Below are 19,913 nucleotides of genomic sequence, written 5' to 3'. Positions count from 1 at the left end.
GGCTGCCAGCATCACTCGACCAGCCGCGGCCCCAGCCTGATACCTTTGGGTGGCGAGCTTTCCCGGATACGCAGGTCAGGTTCAATCAGGATCGGTTTGTTGGGCACCCGCTCACCGGCGACCTGACGCAAGAGCGTCAGGGCGGCGAGCCGACCGATCTTGTCAGCATGATTGCAGACCGTGGTCAAAGCCGGCGTCCTGCTCGCCGCGCCATCGATGTCATCATAGCCGGTGATCGCCATGTCCGGCCCAGGCTCCACATCCATGCGCCGGAAGACCGGCATCATTCCTAGCGCAACCAGATCGTTGAAGCACATCAGGGCAGACGGCCGGTCTGCCGACGCCACGATCTGAGGTGCAACACGCCGCCCATCCGCCTGCGTCATCAGCTCAGGTACATCGACCTGTTTTTCTGGGTCAAGGTCCGATTCCTCTAACGCCCTGAGCCAGCCCGCATGTCGGTCGCGACCGGTAGAGCTTTCTCTCCTTCCGCCGATCATGCCGATCTTCTCGTGCCCCTGGTCGATGAGATGCTTGGTCACTGCATAGGCACCGGCGACATCATCTCCATGAACGCAGGGCGCCCAGACCCCAGGTACCTCACGGCACATCAAGGTCACGGGAACTCCTTGGCCAACAAGCCGATTGATTTCTTCGGCGGTCGTGCCGACGGAGGGACACAGGATCAGCCCATCGGCCCGGTGCTGCAGCAGCGTGTTGATGAACGCACGTTGGCGTTTCACATCGTCCCTGTGGTTGCAGATAAAAATCATCTGCCCCTGCTCTTCGAGCACGTCCTCTAGGGCCGTGAACACCTCAGCGAAATAGGGATTAAGGATGTCGTGAACAGCGACTCCGACTATCTGACTGCGCGCTGTGCGCAAGGAAGCAGCCGAGCGGTTATAGATGTAGCCGATCTCTTCCGCGGTCTTTTTGACCTTCGCGCGCGTGTCTTCAGCAACGAGCGGGCTGTCGCGCAGCGCAAGAGATACGGTCGCAGTTGAAATGCCAAGCTGATCGGCAATGTGTCCGAGTGTCAGCCTCTTGCCCGGCTTGTGGAACTCAGCGGGTGATGCATCCGGCCCAACCGCATCGTGGCCCACCTCGGCTGCCTCCTTGTCGGAGGTCGATTTGTCAGAACCGGTGTCGTCCGTCATGCATTCGTCTCAAGCCTGCGCATCGCGCCAAAATGGTTGGGTCGGTCACGCCCTCAGCGACCTGCCGACCCACACGTCTCGCTTAGCGCCCAGGTGCAGAATCGTCAAACTCTTCACGCAGGTTCACGACCACGCGCCGGTTCTGGGACTTGCAGGTTATATCATCGCAATCGGTTACGGGACGCTCTATGCCATAGCCTTTCGTCCAAAGCCGTTTGCGATCCACGCCCTTGGCGACGAGCGCATTCAGGACCGCATCGGCACGCTTGGTCGAAAGTGTCTTGTTGGCCGCTTCACTGCCCGGATCGTCCGCATGTCCTTGAATTTTGACGAGCCACTTTTTATTGGCCTTGAGCCAATCCGCCTGACGCACAATCGTCATCTGGGCCTCATCGGAAATCGTTGATGAGCCTTGGTCGAAGTAAACCCTCCGACCTACGTTCAGCATGAATTCCTCTTCCGAGCCTGGTTTCATGTCAACAAAACCGGCCGCGGTCGCGTTCGTGACGTCTGGAGTGGCAAGATTGCTCGCACTGTTACATCCGGAAAGCAGTCCCCCTGCAATCAGCATCACGAAAAGCCCGCTCCACCGAAAAATTCTAAAGCCCGTCAAATTCGCCCCCTTGCAAAAAGGCAGGCGGCTCAAGATGACCGCCTGCCAAATAGTCTTGTATTAGATTTTAATCAGCCCGCGTTGGCGCCGAGATGCTCCAAAACAAGCACCTTTGTTCCTTTCGGGCATCGTTGATAAAGATCGATGACGTCTTCCGGGAACATACGAACGCAGCCACTGGAAACATCTCGCCCAATGCTCCAGGGCTCGAGAGTTCCATGCAGTCGATACCCAAGGTCGCCGCCGTCTCGGTAGAGGTACAGCGCACGTGGCCCGAGTGGATTGTTGGCAGCTCCTCCTTCCACACGGCGCGGAAGCTCTGGTTGCCGCTGAAGCATTTCAGGCGGCGGAACCCATCTGGGCCACAGGGCCTTTCGATCTATCCTCGCCCGCCCAAACCACTGAAAACCTTCACGGCCGACGCCAACGCCATAGCGCAATGCCGTGTTGTTCTCCCAAACGACATAGAGAAAATGATTGCGCGTATCGACTACGACTGTTCCCGGAGACTCGGGACTGAAATACTTGACCATCTGACGGTGCCAGACAGGGTCGATCTTGTTAAAGTTGGTCGAACGGTACCGAAAACCATTGTCGTCACGGTAGCCGTCAAAATATGCATTCGCCGCAGCATTCGAAAAAGCTGGACTGCTTACCAGCATGGACGCGCTCATCACGGCACTGCCAGCAAGAAAATCTCGTCGCGTCAAGGACATTGCTGCCTCCCGCATTGCAAGTCAACGATCAAGACTTTCGGAAATCTACGCCCCTCAAGCCCGGATGCATTAAGCCTGAATTGCAGGGCGAGCGTCAACTGCCGCACGAGCACTCATTACATCAGGACGCCTTTAATTGTTCTCGGTAGAGAATATAGAGGCCCGACGCCACAACAATGGAGGCCCCGATAATCGTGCTGACCGTCGGAACATCATTGAAGACGAAATAGCCGAGGGTCACCATCCAGACGATCTGAACATAGATGAACGGCGCAAGAACGGGCGCCGGCGCAAGTCGATGCGCCTGAATGAAAATCAAATGTCCCACGCAACCATAGACGCCGGTGGACAGCAGCAAGCCCCAGTCGAACCAATTGGATGGTGTAACCCAGACTGAAAAGCCAGCCGGTGTCATTGCAATCGCGGCGACGGCCGCGGAAATCAGCAGCATGCTGGCCGAAGAATCCGTTGCCGCCAGTTTGCGGGTCAACAGCGCATAAAGCGCATAGAAGAAAAGAGCCGCGACCGCATAGATGGCGGCCCAGTGCATTTCCCCGCTGCCCGGCTGCGTCACGATAAGAACACCAATGAAACCGACGAGGATGGCCGCCCAGCGCCTTATGCCTGCCCACTCACCCAACATCGGTCCGGCAAGCGCAGTTACAACAAAGGGCGCCGCAAACATGATCGACATTGTCTCGGCTAGCTGAAGATGCTGAACCGCCAAAAAATTGCCTGTGGTTGTGGCAAGCAGGCAAAAGGCGCGAACGATCTGCAGCAATAGACGCTTAGTCTTGAACAGGCTTGGTGTCTTGCAAGCCTGGAATATGATGAGCGCTAGGACAACGTGAACAACAAAGCGCATCCACACGATCTGAAGCGGCGGAAGGGACTGGCTGAGGTATTTCGCCGTCGCATCAAGCCCGGAAAAACAAAGGCAAGCCAACAGGATCAGGCCTATTGCGGCAAGGGACGCCTGAGAGGCCGGCGAAGCGGCTGTCTCCACCGGCCCAGTGGCGGAGCCACCGGGAACCTTGATCTTTTTCTGACCGGACATGTAAGGATGACTTCCACGATCGGTGCGGCGAAAAACTGCCACACAACTTTTGAATGCTATCGCGAGATACTCTTCGTGGAAAGGTCGCATCAACGTCGAACGGTACGGCTCTCCGCTCGAAGTGACGCCCGCCCACAAACACGCATTGGACCCGACGATGCCCACCGCTTCTTTACCAACCCCGGTTGGTTGGATCTATGTGACTGAGCAGGACGGGCATCTCACAAGGCTCGACTGGGGTCAGCGGCCGGACGAAACAACACCTCTCTTGGAAGAAACCAGGACGCAGCTCATAGCCTACTTTGACCGGAAGCTTGACCGCTTTGACCTTCCGCTCAATCCAAAGGGAGGCGACCTTCATCAAGCGGTCTTTCAGGCAATGCTCGACATTCCATTTGGCCAAACACGCACCTACGGCGAGATCGCCAAGGAGCTCGACACTTATGGCCAACCCGTCGGACAGGCCTGCGGCGCAAACCCAATACCCCTGATCATACCTTGCCACCGGGTTCTGTCGGCCACAGGCTTGGGCGGGTATTCGGGTTCTGGCGGGTTGGACACAAAGATCGCGCTTTTGAAACTCGAAGGCGGATACCCCTTCCTCCTCTGAAATGGGTAGGGCATCTGCTCAGCGCGAATGCGTCAAGGAAGGCATAGGCCTTACACTTTCCCGGAACCTCAGACAGCAGCCAACTTTGGCTTGGTTTCCGGTTCGTTGTCCGTGTCCGTTTCCGGCTCACTTTCATGCTCTGGGTCGTTGTCCAAAGACAGGGAAAGGTTCTTCTCGATCTGCCGCAGGAGCTTCCTAAGCTTCTTGCGATCCTTGTCATCGAGACCAGACATTGCCTCACGTTCAAGACGCTTCCAGGCTCGGTCGACATTGTCCACGAGACCCCTGCCCTCATCTGTGAGGTAAACGCGAGCGAGCCGTCCATCCGTGTCGGAAACCTGTCGGCGAACATAGCCCTGTGCGGACAGGCGGGTCACCATCTTCGTAACCGTCGGAGGCTGAACGCCAAGAGCCAACGCAAGCTGGCTCATGGTCCGGCCATCGCTGTCTGCAAGAACCTTTAGCACCAGCTCCTGACCTGGATGCAACCCAATGCGCATCAGGTGGCTGCCGGATCTCGCCCGCTGAGCCTTTGCTGCTTGAACCAAGCGAAAAGTCACGCTCTTCTTGTAGTTAAATGCCATCGTCAGGTTTCCGTTTGTCTTTCGAATGACAATCGGCGGCCAACGCCCCCGGATTCGATCGGACCCTAACCTCGATATTTAACCGTCAAATGACACTGGATACTCGAGCATGAAAAATCAAAATGCCGCCAAGCGTTGGCGAATTTTAGCCAGGTAATTGGATCGTGTCTGCTCGGTAGATGAATCCATCTTGTAATGCGCCAGATAGAGCGTCTTGCAACGCGGAGCGCACAGGGCGCGCATACCGCGCAGGATCGTCTTGCGCCCGGGTTCACCAATCAGCTTGGAGATCCACCAGGTCGCACCGCAAGTGGTCACGATCGCGATACGCCCAATGTGTTGCATCTTCGGTTTCATGCCCTGTTCCGCCGTCGGCATCTCGAAGGTCACATGCGGCACCCAGACCCGGTCAAACCACCCCTTCAGCATCGCGGGCAGGCCAAACCACCAGGTCGGGTAGACAAACACAATCATTTCGCACCAGCGAATGTCATCGACGTGTTTTGCCACCGGCGTCACGTTGCTCTCTGGAGTGTGATAACCGCGTCGTTCCTCAGCGCTCATCACCGGGTCGAACCCTTCTGCATAGAGGTCGCTGACCCTCACTTCATGTCCCGCTGATTTCAAGGTCTCGACAGTTGTTGCGAGCACTGAGCCGTTGAAGCTCTCGGGGCAAGGATGACAATAGACGACGAGCGCGCGCATCAAAATGCCTCCATTTTGGCTGCCACCAGAGCCAGGAACGCTTCACGCTCAGCCTGCGTCCGACGGTTCATGTCATAAAGAGCATGATAGGAAATGGGCGCTGCCGGCTTGATGGTCGCACGAAGAACCCGCGTCGCAATCTTGCGCGGCGGGTCGCCGACCAGAAAAGCCCTCAACCTCGAGCCGCCATAGGTGGTGACCACCGCCAGCTTCTTGATGTTGTGCAAACATGGCGCAACCTTGCCATCTTTCATCTCGAACGACACGCCAGGCAGGAACACCCGATCAAAAAATCCTTTGAGGATTGCCGGATAACCAAAGTTCCAAACCGGCGTCACGATCACCAGCGCCTCGGCCTTCTGCAATCGCTCAACATAATCGGCAACCGAACTCGTATTGGTATCGAGCTCATGATAGCCGAGCCGTTCCTCGCGCGTCAGACGCGGGTCGAAATCATCGCCGTAGAGATCGAGATCATCAACCTCATGCCCTGCGTCCCGAAGCGAGCTAAGCACTTGTTGATGGAGAGCTGCGCCAAAGCTAGTTTCGACCGGATGCGCGAATAACACCAGAACCCGCATGGAAAACCTCAAACCCTTGAATCAAAATCTGGACATGGCAAAGGGACGGCCCGCGCGAGAGCAGGGCGGCCAAACCTCGCCGAAAAAGAAGGCGCTCTGCTATCCGGTCTGCAAGCCGGGAAAAAGAAAGAGCTTTTCAGACGAATAGTCGTAGGAGGGATCCTCCCACGCAATCATCTTGCCCGGGTTGAGCAGGCCCTTTGGATCAGCCTCTTTCTTGAAGGCAAGCTGGACAGCATCCGTCTGCTTCATCCCGCCCTCTTCGAGGGTGTATCGATGCGGGTTAAAGATCGGGCACCCGTTGTCCTCGTGAAGCTTGATGATCTCGTTCAGCCGGTCTTCACTGCTGTAACGGACGATCGGCAGGCCGAAGCAGGTCACTTTGCCATCGAACCGAACATACTCGAGATGCGCCGGCACCTCATCACCAAGCAGCTCGACCATTGTCCGAACTTTTTCCACCTGGTTCGGATAGGGATACAGAACCTGAAGGTAGGTCACATTCGGGTCGACGCGCAGACCGCGCAGGGTGGTGTGGTTCCACGCCAATTCATAGGCGGGCGGCAACCCCTTCTTGACACCTTCATCGGCGGTGTCCGAGCGATAAAGAATAGAAGCCTCACTATTGCGCCCGACAAAGGCCGCAAAAGCATCCATCGCGAACGGCGCGACCATACAGACAACGACGGACTGATCCTTTCGTATGAACTTTTGGTGCCGCAGGAAATAGTCATGCGGAACCGGCGCTGCAATCGGCGCGATCTCCTTCAGCAGCAGACCATCCTGGTTTCCAAGCGCATCTGCGAAATGAACACTGTCCATAAACGCGTCGAATCCGACGAGCACGTCCACCCAATCATAAGACGCCGTCAATGGCATCTCGACCTCGGTGATCACGCCATTCGTGCCATAGGCGTGCATGACCTTCTGCAGATCTTCGCCCTTCATCTCCAGAACCCGGGGCTCGGCTTCCATGGTCAGAACACGGAGCCGGATGACGTTGCCGGCATCGCGCAAGCCACCCCAATTGATCGACCCGACGCCGCCGGACCCGCCGGCGATGAAACCACCAATGGTCGCAGTTCGGTAGGTCGACGGATGCAGGCGGAGTTCCTGACCTGAATGAGCCCGGCATTCGTCATCGATCGTGGAAATGATCGCTCCGGCCTCGGCGACAACGACGCCCGGGCGAATTTCCTTGACCTTGTTCATCTCGGCGAGATTGAGGATGACACCGCCCGCCAGGGGCATCGCCTGGCCGTAGTTTCCAGTGCCGGCACCGCGCGTTGTGACCGCAACGTCGTGGGCGTAACACGCCTTCAGCACCTGAACGATCTCGTCCTCGGTTTTCGGCGTGACCACGAGCTCGGCGGAGACGTTTTCAAGCTGATGCTTTAGCACCGGCGAGTACCAGAAAAAGTCACGGCTCTTCTGTTTGACGATCTGTGGGTTGTCTTCAATCTGCAAGCCGTCAAGCTCGGCTTTGAGTGTCTCAAGAGTACTCATCATGCGGCTCCGCTCTTCGTCATCAAATGGTCCAGTTCCCGATAATCTGGCAGGGCATCGGCGACTGTCCGCCCACTGCGCAGCACCTCGCGTGCGCCAGTCGGGCGTGACAGCAATTCACTCCAATCGCGCGCTCTGAACAGGATCAGGTCCGCTGCCGCGCCAATGGTCAAACGCCCTGCATCCACGTTCAGCATCTCGGCAGCGCCATAGGACACCGTTGATATCCAGTCAGAGATCGGATGATCAAGTTGCAGGATCCGGGTCGCTTGCGCATAGACTTCGATCAAATCGAGGTCACCATAGGCATAAAAAGGATCACGCGTGTTGTCGGAGGCGACGGCGACCGGAATGCCTCTGGCCTTCATTTCATGCAACAGCGTAACGCCCCGCCAGCGGGGAGTCCTGCCCTGCTCTCGATCCTGCAGATACATATTGCACATAGGCAAGGACACCACGCCGATGCCCGCCTTGGCGACCAGATCAAGTGTTGCATCGATTTCATCGGGCTGCTGGCGTGCCAGCGAACAACAATGACCGCACACGATCTTGCGATCATATCCAGAGCGGATGGCTGCCTCGGCAATGTGTTTCAAGGTTCGCGAGTCAGGATCCTTGGTCTCATCGACATGGAAATCCAGCGAGAGCCCCCGCTCGATCGCAGCCTTAAAGATGGTATCCAAATGATCATCGAGCCCCGGCACCATATAGGTGACAGCACCAAGCACGCCTTCTGCGGCCCGAACCCTGTCGGCAATGCTGTCCAGGTAGCCCGGGTGATCAATCAGGCGGTCAATGCCAAAAAGGCAAGAACCCTGCAAGAGGATCCGGTCTTTCCATTCATCCCGAAGATCCACGAAAACCGGCCAGGAGATTTCGTCCTGCGGCGGAAGACTATCAATGTGTGTCCGGATGACTGAAGTGCCATGGACATAAGCGCTGCGAAGGCCGAACTCCATGCGGGCACGGACATCGCTTGCCGTCCAGGAAGCTAGGCGATCCTCACCAACGGCGTTCAAGGCGCTGATAAACGTTCCATCTGGATTTGGGCGTCGTGGCCAGATATGCCCCTTGTCCAGATGCGTGTGCATATCGACCAGGGTCGGCAACACCATGCCGCCATCAAGATCGAAGCTTCGCCCATCTGAACCTTCCAACTCTCCGGCGGGGGAGATACTCGCAATGCGCCCTGCAACAACGCCGATATCCAGTAACAACAAGGCCGCTGCATCAGTTCCCGCCAGGTCCGGCGGCAACAAGCAGGCAGGCAAAGTCGCGTTGCGCAGGAGAACATCTTCCTGCGCGTCCATTCCCAAAACGGCAGCCATCTCAGTTCTCCCGCTTCAAGGCGCTCTCATGCCACTTGTGCAGAAAAACATGCGAGAGGAAATTCATCAGCAGAAAGATCACGATGCCGGTCCCCGAGATGAGGATCAGCGCCGCAAACATACGCGGTATGTTCAAGCGATAGCTGGATTCGAGGATCTGGTTCGCAAGACCGGAACCGGACCCTGCCGATCCCGCGACGAACTCGGCGACAATCGCGCCGATAAGCGACAGTCCACCAGCAATACGCAGTCCACCCAGAAAGTAAGGCATCGCCGCTGGAAGCCGCAGGTAGCGGAGCGTTTGCCAGCGCGTCGCCCCATACATCTGGAAAAGGTTGCGCAGGTTATGATCCGCCGAATTCAGGCCCAGCGTCGTGTTCGACAGGACGGGAAAGAACGCGACGATCCAGGCACAGATCAAAAGACCGGCCTCAACGGAATCCACATAGATGAAGATCAACGGCGCGATTGCGATGATTGGCGTCACCTGCAGGATCACGGCAAAGGGGAAGAAGGAGATCTCGATCCACTTGGATTGCGTGAAAAGCACCGCGAGCGCCAGCCCACCAAATGTGGCGATGAGCATCGCGCCAAGCGTAATCTTGAGCGTGTTCAAAAGCGCAATCGAAAGGATAGGCCAGTCGGCGATCAACGCCTCATAGACCAGGATCGGTCGTGGCAGAATATAGTGCGGTATCTCGTTCCAGACGCAAATCCGATCCCAAAGAACGATGGAGATCAGAAGGATCACGACCGGAAGTATCCAGCGGCCCTGGCGTTCGATTTTCGCTGCGCGCGCTTTGGAGACCTCCAACGGGTCGAGCGGCACGGCCTGCCCGGAATGCTCGGGCACAGCGACAGCATGTTCAGTTAGAACAGTCATTGCTTCGATCTTTCCATTCCCACCTGCGGGAACTGATTACAGGTGGTCGTTGGCATCCATGGCGGCATGGAGCGCATCGGACACGGTCCGGCAATAGTCTCCGTATTCCGCAGACGTCCGGAATTCATCGCCGCGAGGATAGGGTGCATCAAGGGTCATGTCGTTGACCACACGTCCTGGCCGAGCGGCCATAACCACGATCCGGTTGGACAGATACACAGACTCGAATACCGAGTGGGTGACAAAGACAACGGTCCAGCCGAAGGTTTCCCAAAGATGCAGGATGTCGTTGTTCAGCTTGAAGCGAGTGATCTCGTCCAACGCCGCGAAAGGCTCATCCATCAGAAGGACCTTTGGCTTGGTCACCAGCGCCCGCGCGATGGAGACACGCATTTTCATGCCACCCGAAAGCTCACGCGGATAGCTTTCCGAAAAACCGGCGAGCCCCACCATTTCGAGTGCTTCCATGACACGATCATGGGCCAGCTTCTTGGAAATGCCCTTCAACCGAAGCGGAAGCCAGACGTTGCCGAACACGGTCGCCCAGGGCATCAAGGTCGGCTCCTGGAAGACGAAGCTCATTTCGTGCTCGTCTTGGCCGCTCTGCTCCATCGGCCACTCAACCCGCCCGGTTGTCGGGCTGGTCAGACTGGTCAATATCCTGAGCACCGTCGACTTCCCGCACCCCGAGGGGCCCAGCAATGTAATGAATTCACCCTGTCGGATATCCAGTGACATTTCCCGCAGGGCAATGGTGCCGTTGGAAAAGGTCTTGGAGATCTGGTTGAGAGAAACGATGGCGGGAGAGGACGCCCTAGCGCCCTGCCCCGACTCCGATACCTTGGCTGTCATGCGTACGCCTCACAGCCAAGGCTCGCGCCTGAAATAATCACTGTCCGGGTTTCCTGCGATCAGTTACCGGTCAGCTTCTTTTTGAGATCGACGCCAACGCCTGCGTTCACAAATGCCAGCGTGTAGGCCTTGCTGACATCAACATCGGCGCTCACAACACCAGCTGCAACCATCTTGTCAAAGAACGATTTGTTGCGCTCGTCGGTCATCGCACCAATTCCCATGGTGAGGCTGTCACCAGAATCGACGATGCCGTATTCCTTCATTTTCTCGATTGAAAACGCGAGCTGCTCATCAGACATGCCAGGGTTGTCTTTCTTGATCAACTCAAGAGCCGCGGCGTTATCCCCATAAAGGAAATTAACCCAGCCTATCGCGGAACCTTCAACGAAGCACTTCACCACTTCCGGCTTGTTCTCGATCAGGTCGGTGCGCGTCTCAACGGTCGTACCATAGCTGTCATAGCCATAGTCAGCGATCAGGAAGATGTTCGGCTTGAAGCCACCCTCTTTTTCAATCGCGAAGGGCTCTGACGTAATATAACCCTGCTGGCCTAGGTCCTTGTCAGCAAGGAAAGGCGCGGAATTATAAGTGTAGGGACGAACCTGATCTGCCGAAAAACCAAACTCGGCAATCATCCACTGATAGTAGGAGTTCAAACCGCCCTTGCCGATCAGCAGATTGATGTCTTTCAAGCTCTCCCAGGTATCATGCCCAGCGTCCGGATGCGTCAGAAGAACCTGCGGTTCCTTCTGGAAATGTGCGGCAACCACTGTTGTCGGAATGCCTTGCTCGACAGCGGAAAACGCCTGCAGCATGTTGCCGCCCATGAGGAAGTCGATCTTTCCGACAGGAAGCAGAATACGGTTGTTTGCTTGAGGCCCACCCGGCTTGATCTCGACTTCGAGACCACAAGCTTCATAGGTGCCATCGGCAACAGCCTGGTAGTAGCCGCCGTGCTCGGCCTGGGCGACCCAGTTGGTGCCGAAAGAAACTTTCTCGAGCGCAAAGGCGCTGGTTGAAACTGACAGGGCGGCAAAAGCCACGCCAAAGGACTTGAGAATACGCATGTTGTCTTCCGTCTCCTAATCGCTCTAAGCCGGCGCGGTGCTTTGCACGCGCCAACGTTGTGCTCTGCCGCTGTGCCTCCTCAGGCCCTGAGAGCGGATCAGGCAATCATGCAATGTTTAAATAGCAAGGCCTGTGCCAATCACCGCACGATCAGTGCAACAAGGCCCTTCCACCGCAAGATTCTGCCATGTTCATTTAACACACCCATCTACGACGACGACGCCTTTGGAAGCCCTCAAACGTCGCTGCACTTTTATTGTGCACATGCTGGCGGAAATTGCCATCAGCTTCATCAGACACCGACTTGCTCCTGAATGCAGAGCAGGGCAGTTTTCGAGCGCAAACACATGACACCAAGGTCACATCCATGCCCAAACCGCTGACACCTGAAACAATTCGAAGACCATTCGCTCGTTATAGCCACGGCGTTGAAGTGCCCGCCAACCATCGCATCATCTTCGCTTCTGGCCAACTCGGAATCTCAAGCGACGACAACATCCCGGCAGATGTCGAAAGTCAGACGCGTTTGTGCTTTGAGAACATCTCGGCGATCCTCGCAGAGGCAGAGATGGACCTCTCCGATCTGGTCCGTATCAACGCCTATGTCACCGGTCGTGAGCATCTCCCTGGCTACATGAAGACACGGGATGAATTCACCGCAGACCCACCACCAGCATCGACTTTGATGATCGTCTCGGGCTTCGCCCGCGAAGAGTTCGTCGTCGAAGTTGAAGTCATAGCGGCGAAGCCCTGACGAAACTAATTCGCCATTCGGTCTGAGTGACCGATCTTCCGGGCTGGGGCATTTTTTTTACACATCCAGCGCTTGCACCTGAGGCCAAACGCCTTAAAAAATGCCCCCGCCTTTAATGGCCGAAGCTGCGCATTTGCTGCGCTGATCTCTGCCAAAACCACTCCTGTGCGGAACTCGGGCAAGCCGGTTATTTCTGGCTGCTATCAAAGCCGACAGGTCCGACAACAAGGACCAGTCCCATGCGTTTGTGGATCAAAGACCCCATTTCAATCCTAGCCGAAGGCGCCGAGCGCGGCATTGTCATCGAAGACGGCGTCATCGTTGAATTGATCGGCACAGGCAAAGAGCCGATGCTGCCCGTTGACCAGACCTTCGACGCTTCCCGGCATGTCATCACACCAGGTCTGGTGAACACGCATCATCATTTCTTTCAAACGTTGACCCGAGCTCACCCGGACGCGATCAACAAGGAACTCTTTCCCTGGCTACATTCGCTCTACCCAATCTGGGCCAAGAACGTTACGCCCGAGAACTTCCGCCTTGGCACGCGCCTCGCACTGACGGAGCTCATGATGTCCGGTTGCACGGCCGCATCGGATCATCACTATCTCTTTCCTGACGGGCTGGAATCCGCCATGGATATCCAGGCTGAGGAAGCTGAGCGCGTCGGCCTTCGCATGACCCTCACCCGCGGCTCCATGAACCTAAGCCAGAAGGACGGCGGACTGCCACCTGACACGGTTGTTCAGGACGAAGACACGATCCTGGCGGACTGCGAAAGGGTCCTTTCCAAATACCACGACACCTCCAAGGGGGCGAAGCTACAGGTTGCCCTTGCTCCATGTGCGCCTTTCACGGTCACCAAACGCCTGATGCAGGAAAGCGTGACCCTCGCCGAGAAATACGATTGTCGTCTTCATACCCATCTGGGCGAGACCATCGACGAAGACGATTATTGTCTCGAGAAGTTCAATTGCCGGCCCGTCGACTATCTTGAGGAGTGCGGCTGGCTGAACGAGCGTGTCTGGCTCGCCCATGGCATTCACTTCAACGACGACGAGATCAAGCGTCTGGGCCATGCCTGCGTTGGTGTATGCCACTGCCCAACGTCGAACATGGTCCTTGCCTCCGGTCAGTGCCGGACCAAGGAGCTTGAAGCTGCCGGCTGCCCTGTAGGCCTTGGCGTGGATGGCTCTGCGTCCAATGACAATTCCAATTTGATCGAAAGCGTCCGCCACGCCCTCATGATCAATCGCCTGACCTATGACGCAGCTTCTGTGACGCACTTCGACGCGTTCCGCTGGGCCACCGAAGGCTCGGCGCGATGCCTGGGACGCGAAGATATCGGCGCCATCAAGCTTGGCATGATGGCCGATATGGCCTTCTACACTTTGGATGAACTTCGGTTCTCAGGCGCAGGTGATCCGCTCGCCGCGCTCGTTCTCTGCGGTGCGCATACCGCTGACCGTGTCATGATTGGTGGTAACTGGACCGTCGTTGACTGCATCCCAACAAGCATCGACATCGCGGAACTTCGCCACGAACATGGCTCTGCCGCAAAGCGGTTTCTCGAAAGCCTCTGATTGTCACTCGCGCCGCGCTCTGAACAGTGCGGCGCAGAACAGGCTTCAGGATCGAACCTTCAATGCGCCTGCAAGACCTGCGATCAAAAGCGCCAGTATGGCAACCAGCGCAAAAGACGCTCTCAGCGAAAACGCGTCACCAATGAAGCCCAGTATGGGCGGCCCGAACAGGAACGCTCCGTAGCCGAGCGTTGCAACGGACGCCAGTGCCGCCCCTTTGGACATAGTCGGATCAGCAGCGGCTCGCGACATCGCCAGCGGAAAGATGACCGCATTTCCTAGGCCCATGACAGCACAGCCCGCCCAGATCATCCAGATGCTTTCACCCCAGACCAAGAGCGCGCAGCCCAGCGCTGCTGCAATGCCGCTGGCGCGCGCAACTGGAACGGCCCCAAAGCGCGCAATCACCTGGTCGCCGCAAAATCTCATGATCACCATGGCAACCGAGAACACGGCAAATCCGACCGCGGCCTCGGAGCTGTCAAAGCCAAGCTCCTGGATCTGATAGAGCGCGGCCCAATCCGTAATGGCCCCCTCGCCCAGCGCTGCGATCAGGGCCATGATCCCGACGAAAAACAAGCCACCCTTCGGAATCGCGACAAATGGAGGTCTTTTTCCGCCCGGCCCTGTCTTCTCTGACGCCCAGGGCGTCCTTAGTGCGAACACAAGTGGGATCGCCATCAGAAGCGACCAACCGGCAAAGTGTGGCAGAAGATCCAGGTCATACCAGAGCGCAAGCGCTCCTGCTCCCGCGCCAAATCCCGCTCCCAGACTGTAAAGCCCGTGATAGGACGACATCACTGGCCGGCCCAATTCCTTTTCGACTTCAGCGCCCCAGCCATTCATCGCAACATCCAGTGTCCCGATGCAAAATCCGACCACCAGCATCAGCGGCAAAATCACCGCCACAGATGTGCCAAATGGCAAGATCGCGAAGCCGATCAGAATGCCGACTGCGAAGACCTTCGACATTGAGGCAGCGCCGAACCGATCAATCAGATAGCCGGCAATCGGAAAACCAAGCACAGCGCCGAGAGCCATGGCCAGAAGAACCAGGCCAAATCCGCTCTCGTCGACGTCAAGCATCAGCTTGAAGTCGGGGATGCGCGTCGCCCAGACGCCAATAAGGGTTCCCAGCAACAGAAAGACCATCCCGACGGCGTGCCGGGCACGTTTGATATGCATGAAAATCTCATAAGGAAGGAGCGCGAAACGCCTGTTCGACGAGGCGCGGCCACACTACGCTTCAATCAAACAACCTGGCAAGCAGCTTACCTCGAGTTTAATACGCCGCCAGCCTAAGCGATCGCAGCGAGCCCTACACCGCTCGAGGAATTGCCAGCCAGGCCGAAAAGACTGTCGCTGGCGGCCTGATAAAGACGTGATGCTCTTTCAGCATCTTTACGCGCATCAGCACTGCGCTCATCATCCGCTTCGCCTTGCTGATCGGAACCATCGCGCCCGGCCCCAGTATCAGCTTGCTCACCGCCGCTCAGCGCCGCCGGCTGCGCGGCATCAGTGCTTGCGGCATCCTGATTGCCTGGCCCGGAAGCTTCATCGTCACCGGAAAGCTCTTCCGCCGCCTCGGCTCTTGCTTCCGCCTGTGCGGCTGCCAACTGCGAGCGGGCCTGCTGAGCAACCTTGAGATCCTGCGATGAAGGCTCCGCCGGCGCAGTCGCCGCACGAATGACGATTTGCATCTTTCGGATAGTCGCCTCGGCCGTTCTTTCGACAGAAGTGTCGATCTGGACCTCACCGCCAATGGCATAGCGACCGCCATCTGGCCCCTGTTGGAAGGTATAGGTTGGAGCCCCGGCATAAGGTCCCCCGACACGCGCATGCGCTTGTTCATGCGCACGAACCTCACGGTCCCGCTGCTTCAGCTCTTCGACCTGCTTTTCTTCCGCCTCGGTCAATCCATCCCCGTCCGGATCTTCTTCCGTTTCTCCGATGGAGGAAGACTGGGCAACGCCGGGCGAAGCACCTGCATTTTGTACGGCGCCAGAAGCTCCTTCTGCGTTTTCCTGATCGGATACCGAACCGGCATCTACGTCGGCAGGATCGCCAGCGGTGCCTTCCGTTCCCTCAGATGGACTTGCCAAGCGCTGAGCAGAATCCTGCGGCCCGCGACCTTGTTTATCGTCACTTTGCGTATCATCGACCAACTGCAGCGCAAGGACAGCTTCGGGACTCAAGGGAGAAACAGCACCAGCTCGAGCCGCCGCCTGCGACCGGCCAACAGAAGAACGCGCCTCCTCCTGAACCACCTGAGAAGCCTGTTGCCTCTCCTGGTTTTCATCCTGGCCGCGCACCGCACCGGTTCCTCTCAGACCGGTTTGGGCTGGAAATGTCGAATTGACGCTGAGCATGAGGGTAAGCGTTGCCCTCGCGTCTTTCAGAAACATTAAGAAACGTTAGCAAGTGTCAATTCACACGCAGATTTGAAGAGAAACGCACCGCACACCGCAAAATTTTGCGCTGAAGTGTTCAACGAGCTTTCTCACGACCGCCACAGTCGCTTAGAAAGGCATGTTCTTTCTGACAAGGCGCTGGCAACTTTGCCCTTCGGCAGTATGTTGGCGGTTGCCCAATTCACTTCGCAGCGGATCCTTCCATGACAAATCTTCCCAAACGGTATTGGCACGAAATGACGACGCTCGACTTTGCGAGCCCGGACACGAAGGATTGGATCGCTGTCTTGCCGGTCGCCGCGATCGAACAGCATGGCCCACACTTGCCCGTATTCACTGATACGGCCATCGCCGAGGGACAGGTCCGCCGCGTCCTGGAGCTTCTTCCGGACAACATCCCCGCGACTTTTCTTCCAACCCAAGCAGTTGGCAAATCGAATGAGCACATCTCATCGCCGGGCACCTTGACCCTCTCCTGGGACACGGTCACGAGGGCATGGCTTGAGATCGGCGAAAGCGTCGCACGTGCAGGCATCAAAAAGCTTGTCCTCATCAACTCCCACGGCGGCAATGTTCCTGTCATCGACACGATTGCGCGCGAGCTTCGGGTCAGCCACGACATGCTCGTCACGGCAACCGCCTGGGCAAGATTTGGCCAGCCTGAAGGGGTGTTTCCGGCCGAAGAATTTACCTATGGCATTCACGGCGGCGACGTCGAAACGTCAATCATGCTCCACCTGCATCCTGACCTGGTGCGGATGGATCTCGCCGAGGATTTCACATCTGCGCAGCAGGACTTCATCAAGGAGTTCAAATATCTGCGCGGACACGGTGCCCAGCAGTTCGGATGGAAAGCACAGGACCTGTCTCCGAAGGGAGCCCTCGGAAACGCCGCCAATGCAGCCGCAGAAAAAGGGAAAAAGTCCCTCGATCATGCGGCACAGGGATTTGTCGATCTATTGAAGGACATTCATGCCTTTGATCTATCGAGGCTTTATCAGCAGAAGTGAAGCTCAGCGCCGTTTAGACGGTACGAGGCCAAAGATCAGAACGGGATGGAAACGCCTTGATGATCAAAAAAGCCGCCTGACTGCTCCGGCTTCAAACCATCAATCACCTGAAGCAGACGCTCTGCTGCGACTTCAGGTGATTGGACCTCCAGGCCCGATTTTGCGAAGCTCTCGGTCAATGGCGTGCGAACGGTGCCGGGGTGAAGCGCCACGCAAACTGCCGCATTGTTCTTGCGTACCAACTCGATCGATGCAGAGCGCACGATCTGATTGAGCCCTGCCTTGGCAGCCCTGTAGCTGTACCAACCACCCAGGTGATTGTCAGAAATCGAGCCGACCCGCGCCGACAAGGTCGCAAACACGCTGCGCTGATCTCTAGCGAGCAGCGGCAGAAAAGACTTCATGATCAAAGCCGGACCGATCGCATTGATCGCGTAGGAACGCGCCATCGCCGCCGGATCCAGATCTCGCCAGCTCTTCTCAGGACGATGTCCGTCCAGTGTCAGGGCACCTGTCGCGTCAATCACGAGGCAGGGTTCGCCCGCTTGCCGGCCAAGCCAGCCAGCGGCAGCTTCAATCGTCTCGGCTTTTGTCAGCTCTATGGACGGATCTGAAGACCGGCTCAAGCCGATCACCCGGTCATAGCCCCCCTCCCGGGTCAACGTCTGCAACAAGGCGTTGCCGATGCCGCCAGAGCTTCCAATCACGACGGCCAAACGATCAGTCAAATCGAACCCTCACATAAACAGAACGTCCGACTTCAGTTGTGGCGAACGACCTGAAAGGCAAGAGGCGGCGCAGAAACCGAACCGCCTCCTTTCACCGACTACCGCGGCTCGTCGGCGAGCCCCTTGTAAGTCGCGTAACAGGCAAGAAGCAGCACGACGGCAAAGGGAAAGCCTGTTGATACGGCCATGGCCTGAAGCGCACCGAGTCCTCCACCCAGCAGAAGCGCGATGGCGACCAATCCCTCGAATGTACACCAGAAGACACGTTGAGGCATGGGCGCATCGACCTTGCCGCCAGCGGTGATGGTATCGATGACAAGAGATCCAGAGTCAGAGGACGTCACGAAAAAGACAATCACAAGGACGATGCCCAGAAGTGACGTCAGACCTGCAAATGGCATTTCAGCCAGCATCTTGAACAGCTTCAACTCAAGAGGCGCATCGGCAACGCTTGTGACACCGTCTTGGACGATCTGGGTGATGGCGGTGCCGCCGAAGGCAGTCATCCAGAACACGCAGACAAGAGAGGGGATCAGGAGGACACAGACAACAAACTCCCGGACACTCCTGCCACGGCTGACGCGTGCGATGAACATGCCGACGAAGGGCGACCAAGAAATCCACCAGGCCCAATAGAAACTTGTCCAGCCTTGCGAGAAGTTCGTGTCCGCACGCCCGATCGGATTGGAAAGTGCCGGAAGCAGCGTCACATAGGCAATCAGATTGTCCAGAAAACCCGTTACAATCGCCAGCGTCGGGCCGACCACAATCACAAACAGCAACAATGCGGCCGCGAGACCCATGTTGATTTCACTCAGAATTTTCACCCCGCCATCAAGGCCGCGATAGACCGATATGAGGGCGACACCGGTAATTGCCAGAATGAGCACGACCTTGGAGACATCATTGTTCGGAATGCCAAACAGCAGCTCCAGACCCGCGTTTGCCTGCTCTGCGCCAAACCCCAAAGAGGTCGCCAAGCCGAAAAGGGTCGCGAAAACCGCCAGAATGTCGATGACATGGCCCGGCCAACCCCAGATCTTCTCACCGAAGATCGGATAAAAAACCGACCGCATCGTAAGCGGCAGCCCCTTGTTGTAGGAGAACAGCGCAAGCGCCAGAGCAACGACGGCATAGATCGCCCAAGGGTGCAGACCCCAATGGAAGATGGTCGCAGCCATGCCCAGTTCTGCCGCCGCTTTTGGGTCGTTCGCAGCAGCGCCGAGCGGCGCCCAATCGGTCCGGACGCCTCCCTCGAAAGTCGTGCCGCCCAAAGAACTGTTGAAGTGCGAAATTGGTTCACTGACACCAAAGAACATCAGGCCAATGCCCATGCCAGCTGCGAAGAGCATGGCAAACCAACCGGCATAGCTGTAGTCAGGGGTCGCATCCCGCCCGCCGATCCGTACCTTTCCGAACGGCGATAAAATCAGGAAAAAGCAGAAAAGAACGAAGATATTGGCGGCTCCGAGGAAGAACCAGTCCAGACTGGCGGTCAACCAACCTCGCAGACCATTGAAAACCGCGCCCGCCTGATCTTGAAGCGCCAACGTCAGAATGACGAAGCCGACAATGGAAAGACCCGATACGAGAAAAACAGGATTGTGAACGTCGAAGCCAAACGGCCCGAGGCTGGATTCAATATTGTCCTGACCGATCTCATATTCGGTTTCGATGAGGTTTGCCGCCCCCTCCGGCTCGGGAATACCTTGAGCGTCTGGTTCCATACTCATGTTCAAATTTCCTCAGAATGCGGAAAATACT

20 protein-coding genes are annotated in these 19,913 nt (G+C 57.1%); 4 read left to right on the top strand and 16 right to left on the bottom strand.

Annotation, left to right across the window (positions count from 1 at the left end; all coding sequences use genetic code 11):
• Positions 1 to 11: 11 nt before the first annotated feature.
• The 4 genes from IG617_RS10695 to IG617_RS10680 all read right to left on the bottom strand — a co-directional run bounded on the left by IG617_RS10695 (position 12) and on the right by IG617_RS10680 (position 3,543).
• The gene (locus IG617_RS10695; RefSeq protein WP_192109236.1) at positions 12 to 1,157 is read right to left on the bottom strand and encodes a LacI family DNA-binding transcriptional regulator; all 1,146 of its coding nucleotides are present in this window, start codon (positions 1,155 to 1,157) and stop codon (positions 12 to 14) included.
• Positions 1,158 to 1,239: 82 nt separating this feature from the next.
• Complete coding sequence (locus IG617_RS10690) at positions 1,240 to 1,605, bottom strand: OmpA family protein (protein WP_254170518.1); 366 nt, start codon at positions 1,603 to 1,605, stop codon at positions 1,240 to 1,242.
• A 236-nt stretch (positions 1,606 to 1,841) separates the two neighbouring features.
• Positions 1,842 to 2,486, bottom strand: a complete 645-nt coding sequence (locus IG617_RS10685) for a L,D-transpeptidase family protein (protein WP_192109235.1) — start codon at positions 2,484 to 2,486, stop codon at positions 1,842 to 1,844.
• Positions 2,487 to 2,607: 121 nt separating this feature from the next.
• Positions 2,608 to 3,543, bottom strand: a complete 936-nt coding sequence (locus tag IG617_RS10680) for a DMT family transporter (RefSeq protein WP_192109234.1) — start codon at positions 3,541 to 3,543, stop codon at positions 2,608 to 2,610.
• A 157-nt stretch (positions 3,544 to 3,700) separates the two neighbouring features.
• Between IG617_RS10680 and IG617_RS10675 the strand changes: the two genes are divergently transcribed.
• Entirely contained in the window at positions 3,701 to 4,153 is a 453-nt protein-coding gene (locus IG617_RS10675) for a methylated-DNA--[protein]-cysteine S-methyltransferase (RefSeq protein WP_192109233.1), read from the top strand.
• Between the two features lie 68 nt (positions 4,154 to 4,221).
• Here the strand turns inward: IG617_RS10675 and IG617_RS10670 are convergent, their stop codons facing one another.
• The 8 genes from IG617_RS10670 to IG617_RS10635 form a co-directional block, all read right to left on the bottom strand.
• The gene (locus IG617_RS10670; RefSeq protein WP_192109232.1) at positions 4,222 to 4,737 is read right to left on the bottom strand and encodes a MarR family winged helix-turn-helix transcriptional regulator; all 516 of its coding nucleotides are present in this window, start codon (positions 4,735 to 4,737) and stop codon (positions 4,222 to 4,224) included.
• A 117-nt stretch (positions 4,738 to 4,854) separates the two neighbouring features.
• On the bottom strand, positions 4,855 to 5,442 hold the full coding sequence (locus IG617_RS10665; RefSeq protein WP_192109231.1) for an NAD(P)H-dependent oxidoreductase: 588 nt from the start codon (positions 5,440 to 5,442) through the stop codon (positions 4,855 to 4,857).
• Positions 5,442 to 6,023, bottom strand: a complete 582-nt coding sequence (locus tag IG617_RS10660) for an NAD(P)H-dependent oxidoreductase (RefSeq protein ID WP_192109230.1) — start codon at positions 6,021 to 6,023, stop codon at positions 5,442 to 5,444. The genes IG617_RS10665 and IG617_RS10660 overlap by 1 nt, the downstream gene beginning before the upstream one ends.
• Positions 6,024 to 6,122: 99 nt before the next feature.
• The gene (locus IG617_RS10655) at positions 6,123 to 7,529 is read right to left on the bottom strand and encodes an FAD-binding oxidoreductase (protein ID WP_192109622.1); all 1,407 of its coding nucleotides are present in this window, start codon (positions 7,527 to 7,529) and stop codon (positions 6,123 to 6,125) included.
• Positions 7,529 to 8,857 (bottom strand): cytosine deaminase, encoded by a 1,329-nt coding sequence (locus IG617_RS10650; protein WP_192109229.1) that lies wholly within the window; start codon positions 8,855 to 8,857, stop codon positions 7,529 to 7,531. The genes IG617_RS10655 and IG617_RS10650 overlap by 1 nt, the downstream gene beginning before the upstream one ends.
• 1 nt (position 8,858) lies before the next feature.
• Positions 8,859 to 9,740 carry an ABC transporter permease gene (locus tag IG617_RS10645; RefSeq protein ID WP_192109228.1) on the bottom strand — a complete coding sequence of 294 codons (882 nt, stop codon included), beginning with the start codon at positions 9,738 to 9,740 and terminating at the stop codon, positions 8,859 to 8,861.
• Between the two features lie 36 nt (positions 9,741 to 9,776).
• Positions 9,777 to 10,592: an ABC transporter ATP-binding protein gene (locus IG617_RS10640; RefSeq protein WP_192109227.1), complete on the bottom strand. Its 816-nt coding sequence runs from the start codon at positions 10,590 to 10,592 to the stop codon at positions 9,777 to 9,779.
• A gap of 59 nt (positions 10,593 to 10,651) precedes the next feature.
• A complete protein-coding gene (locus tag IG617_RS10635; RefSeq protein WP_192109226.1) occupies positions 10,652 to 11,662 on the bottom strand; it encodes an ABC transporter substrate-binding protein in 1,011 nt (336 codons plus the stop codon).
• A 368-nt stretch (positions 11,663 to 12,030) separates the two neighbouring features.
• Between IG617_RS10635 and IG617_RS10630 the strand changes: the two genes are divergently transcribed.
• On the top strand, positions 12,031 to 12,417 hold the full coding sequence (locus tag IG617_RS10630; protein WP_192109621.1) for a RidA family protein: 387 nt from the start codon (positions 12,031 to 12,033) through the stop codon (positions 12,415 to 12,417).
• Positions 12,418 to 12,656: 239 nt separating this feature from the next.
• Positions 12,657 to 14,000 carry an 8-oxoguanine deaminase gene (locus IG617_RS10625; RefSeq protein ID WP_192109225.1) on the top strand — a complete coding sequence of 448 codons (1,344 nt, stop codon included), beginning with the start codon at positions 12,657 to 12,659 and terminating at the stop codon, positions 13,998 to 14,000.
• A 45-nt stretch (positions 14,001 to 14,045) separates the two neighbouring features.
• Here IG617_RS10625 and IG617_RS10620 read toward each other — a convergent pair whose 3' ends face one another.
• Entirely contained in the window at positions 14,046 to 15,185 is a 1,140-nt protein-coding gene (locus IG617_RS10620) for an MFS transporter (RefSeq protein ID WP_192109224.1), read from the bottom strand.
• Positions 15,186 to 15,298: 113 nt separating this feature from the next.
• Entirely contained in the window at positions 15,299 to 16,102 is an 804-nt protein-coding gene (locus IG617_RS10615) for a putative metalloprotease CJM1_0395 family protein (RefSeq protein ID WP_209008412.1), read from the bottom strand.
• 512 nt (positions 16,103 to 16,614) lie between these two features.
• On the opposite strand from IG617_RS10615, the gene IG617_RS10610 reads away from it, so the two are divergent.
• On the top strand, positions 16,615 to 17,421 hold the full coding sequence (locus IG617_RS10610) for a creatininase family protein (protein WP_192109222.1): 807 nt from the start codon (positions 16,615 to 16,617) through the stop codon (positions 17,419 to 17,421).
• Between the two features lie 35 nt (positions 17,422 to 17,456).
• Here the strand turns inward: IG617_RS10610 and IG617_RS10605 are convergent, their stop codons facing one another.
• Both IG617_RS10605 and IG617_RS10600 read right to left on the bottom strand, forming a co-directional pair.
• The gene (locus tag IG617_RS10605) at positions 17,457 to 18,149 is read right to left on the bottom strand and encodes an SDR family NAD(P)-dependent oxidoreductase (protein WP_209008411.1); all 693 of its coding nucleotides are present in this window, start codon (positions 18,147 to 18,149) and stop codon (positions 17,457 to 17,459) included.
• Positions 18,150 to 18,247: 98 nt separating this feature from the next.
• The gene (locus IG617_RS10600) at positions 18,248 to 19,882 is read right to left on the bottom strand and encodes a BCCT family transporter (RefSeq protein ID WP_216859570.1); all 1,635 of its coding nucleotides are present in this window, start codon (positions 19,880 to 19,882) and stop codon (positions 18,248 to 18,250) included.
• Between the last annotated feature and the right edge of the window lie 31 nt (positions 19,883 to 19,913).

The organism is Roseibium polysiphoniae, assembly GCF_014842925.1.
GTDB classification, from domain to species: domain Bacteria; phylum Pseudomonadota; class Alphaproteobacteria; order Rhizobiales; family Stappiaceae; genus Roseibium; species Roseibium polysiphoniae.
Note: the sequence above shows the minus strand (reverse complement) of the source record. Positions and strands in the feature narration are given on the sequence as shown.

Bases quoted from the DNA above. Each gene is read 5' to 3' on its own strand.
- IG617_RS10695 (WP_192109236.1), bottom strand. From the start codon at position 1,157: ATGACGGACGACACCGGTTCTGACAAATCGACCTCCGACAAGGAGGCA.
- IG617_RS10690 (WP_254170518.1), bottom strand. From the start codon at position 1,605: ATGCTGAACGTAGGTCGGAGGGTTTACTTCGACCAAGGCTCATCAACG.
- IG617_RS10685 (WP_192109235.1), bottom strand. From the start codon at position 2,486: ATGTCCTTGACGCGACGAGATTTTCTTGCTGGCAGTGCCGTGATGAGC.
- IG617_RS10680 (WP_192109234.1), bottom strand. From the start codon at position 3,543: ATGTCCGGTCAGAAAAAGATCAAGGTTCCCGGTGGCTCCGCCACTGGG.
- IG617_RS10675 (WP_192109233.1), top strand. From the start codon at position 3,701: ATGCCCACCGCTTCTTTACCAACCCCGGTTGGTTGGATCTATGTGACT.
- IG617_RS10670 (WP_192109232.1), bottom strand. From the start codon at position 4,737: ATGGCATTTAACTACAAGAAGAGCGTGACTTTTCGCTTGGTTCAAGCA.
- IG617_RS10665 (WP_192109231.1), bottom strand. From the start codon at position 5,442: ATGCGCGCGCTCGTCGTCTATTGTCATCCTTGCCCCGAGAGCTTCAAC.
- IG617_RS10660 (WP_192109230.1), bottom strand. From the start codon at position 6,023: ATGCGGGTTCTGGTGTTATTCGCGCATCCGGTCGAAACTAGCTTTGGC.
- IG617_RS10655 (WP_192109622.1), bottom strand. From the start codon at position 7,529: ATGAGTACTCTTGAGACACTCAAAGCCGAGCTTGACGGCTTGCAGATT.
- IG617_RS10650 (WP_192109229.1), bottom strand. From the start codon at position 8,857: ATGGCTGCCGTTTTGGGAATGGACGCGCAGGAAGATGTTCTCCTGCGC.
- IG617_RS10645 (WP_192109228.1), bottom strand. From the start codon at position 9,740: ATGACTGTTCTAACTGAACATGCTGTCGCTGTGCCCGAGCATTCCGGG.
- IG617_RS10640 (WP_192109227.1), bottom strand. From the start codon at position 10,592: ATGACAGCCAAGGTATCGGAGTCGGGGCAGGGCGCTAGGGCGTCCTCT.
- IG617_RS10635 (WP_192109226.1), bottom strand. From the start codon at position 11,662: ATGCGTATTCTCAAGTCCTTTGGCGTGGCTTTTGCCGCCCTGTCAGTT.
- IG617_RS10630 (WP_192109621.1), top strand. From the start codon at position 12,031: ATGCCCAAACCGCTGACACCTGAAACAATTCGAAGACCATTCGCTCGT.
- IG617_RS10625 (WP_192109225.1), top strand. From the start codon at position 12,657: ATGCGTTTGTGGATCAAAGACCCCATTTCAATCCTAGCCGAAGGCGCC.
- IG617_RS10620 (WP_192109224.1), bottom strand. From the start codon at position 15,185: ATGCATATCAAACGTGCCCGGCACGCCGTCGGGATGGTCTTTCTGTTG.
- IG617_RS10610 (WP_192109222.1), top strand. From the start codon at position 16,615: ATGACAAATCTTCCCAAACGGTATTGGCACGAAATGACGACGCTCGAC.
- IG617_RS10600 (WP_216859570.1), bottom strand. From the start codon at position 19,882: ATGAGTATGGAACCAGACGCTCAAGGTATTCCCGAGCCGGAGGGGGCG.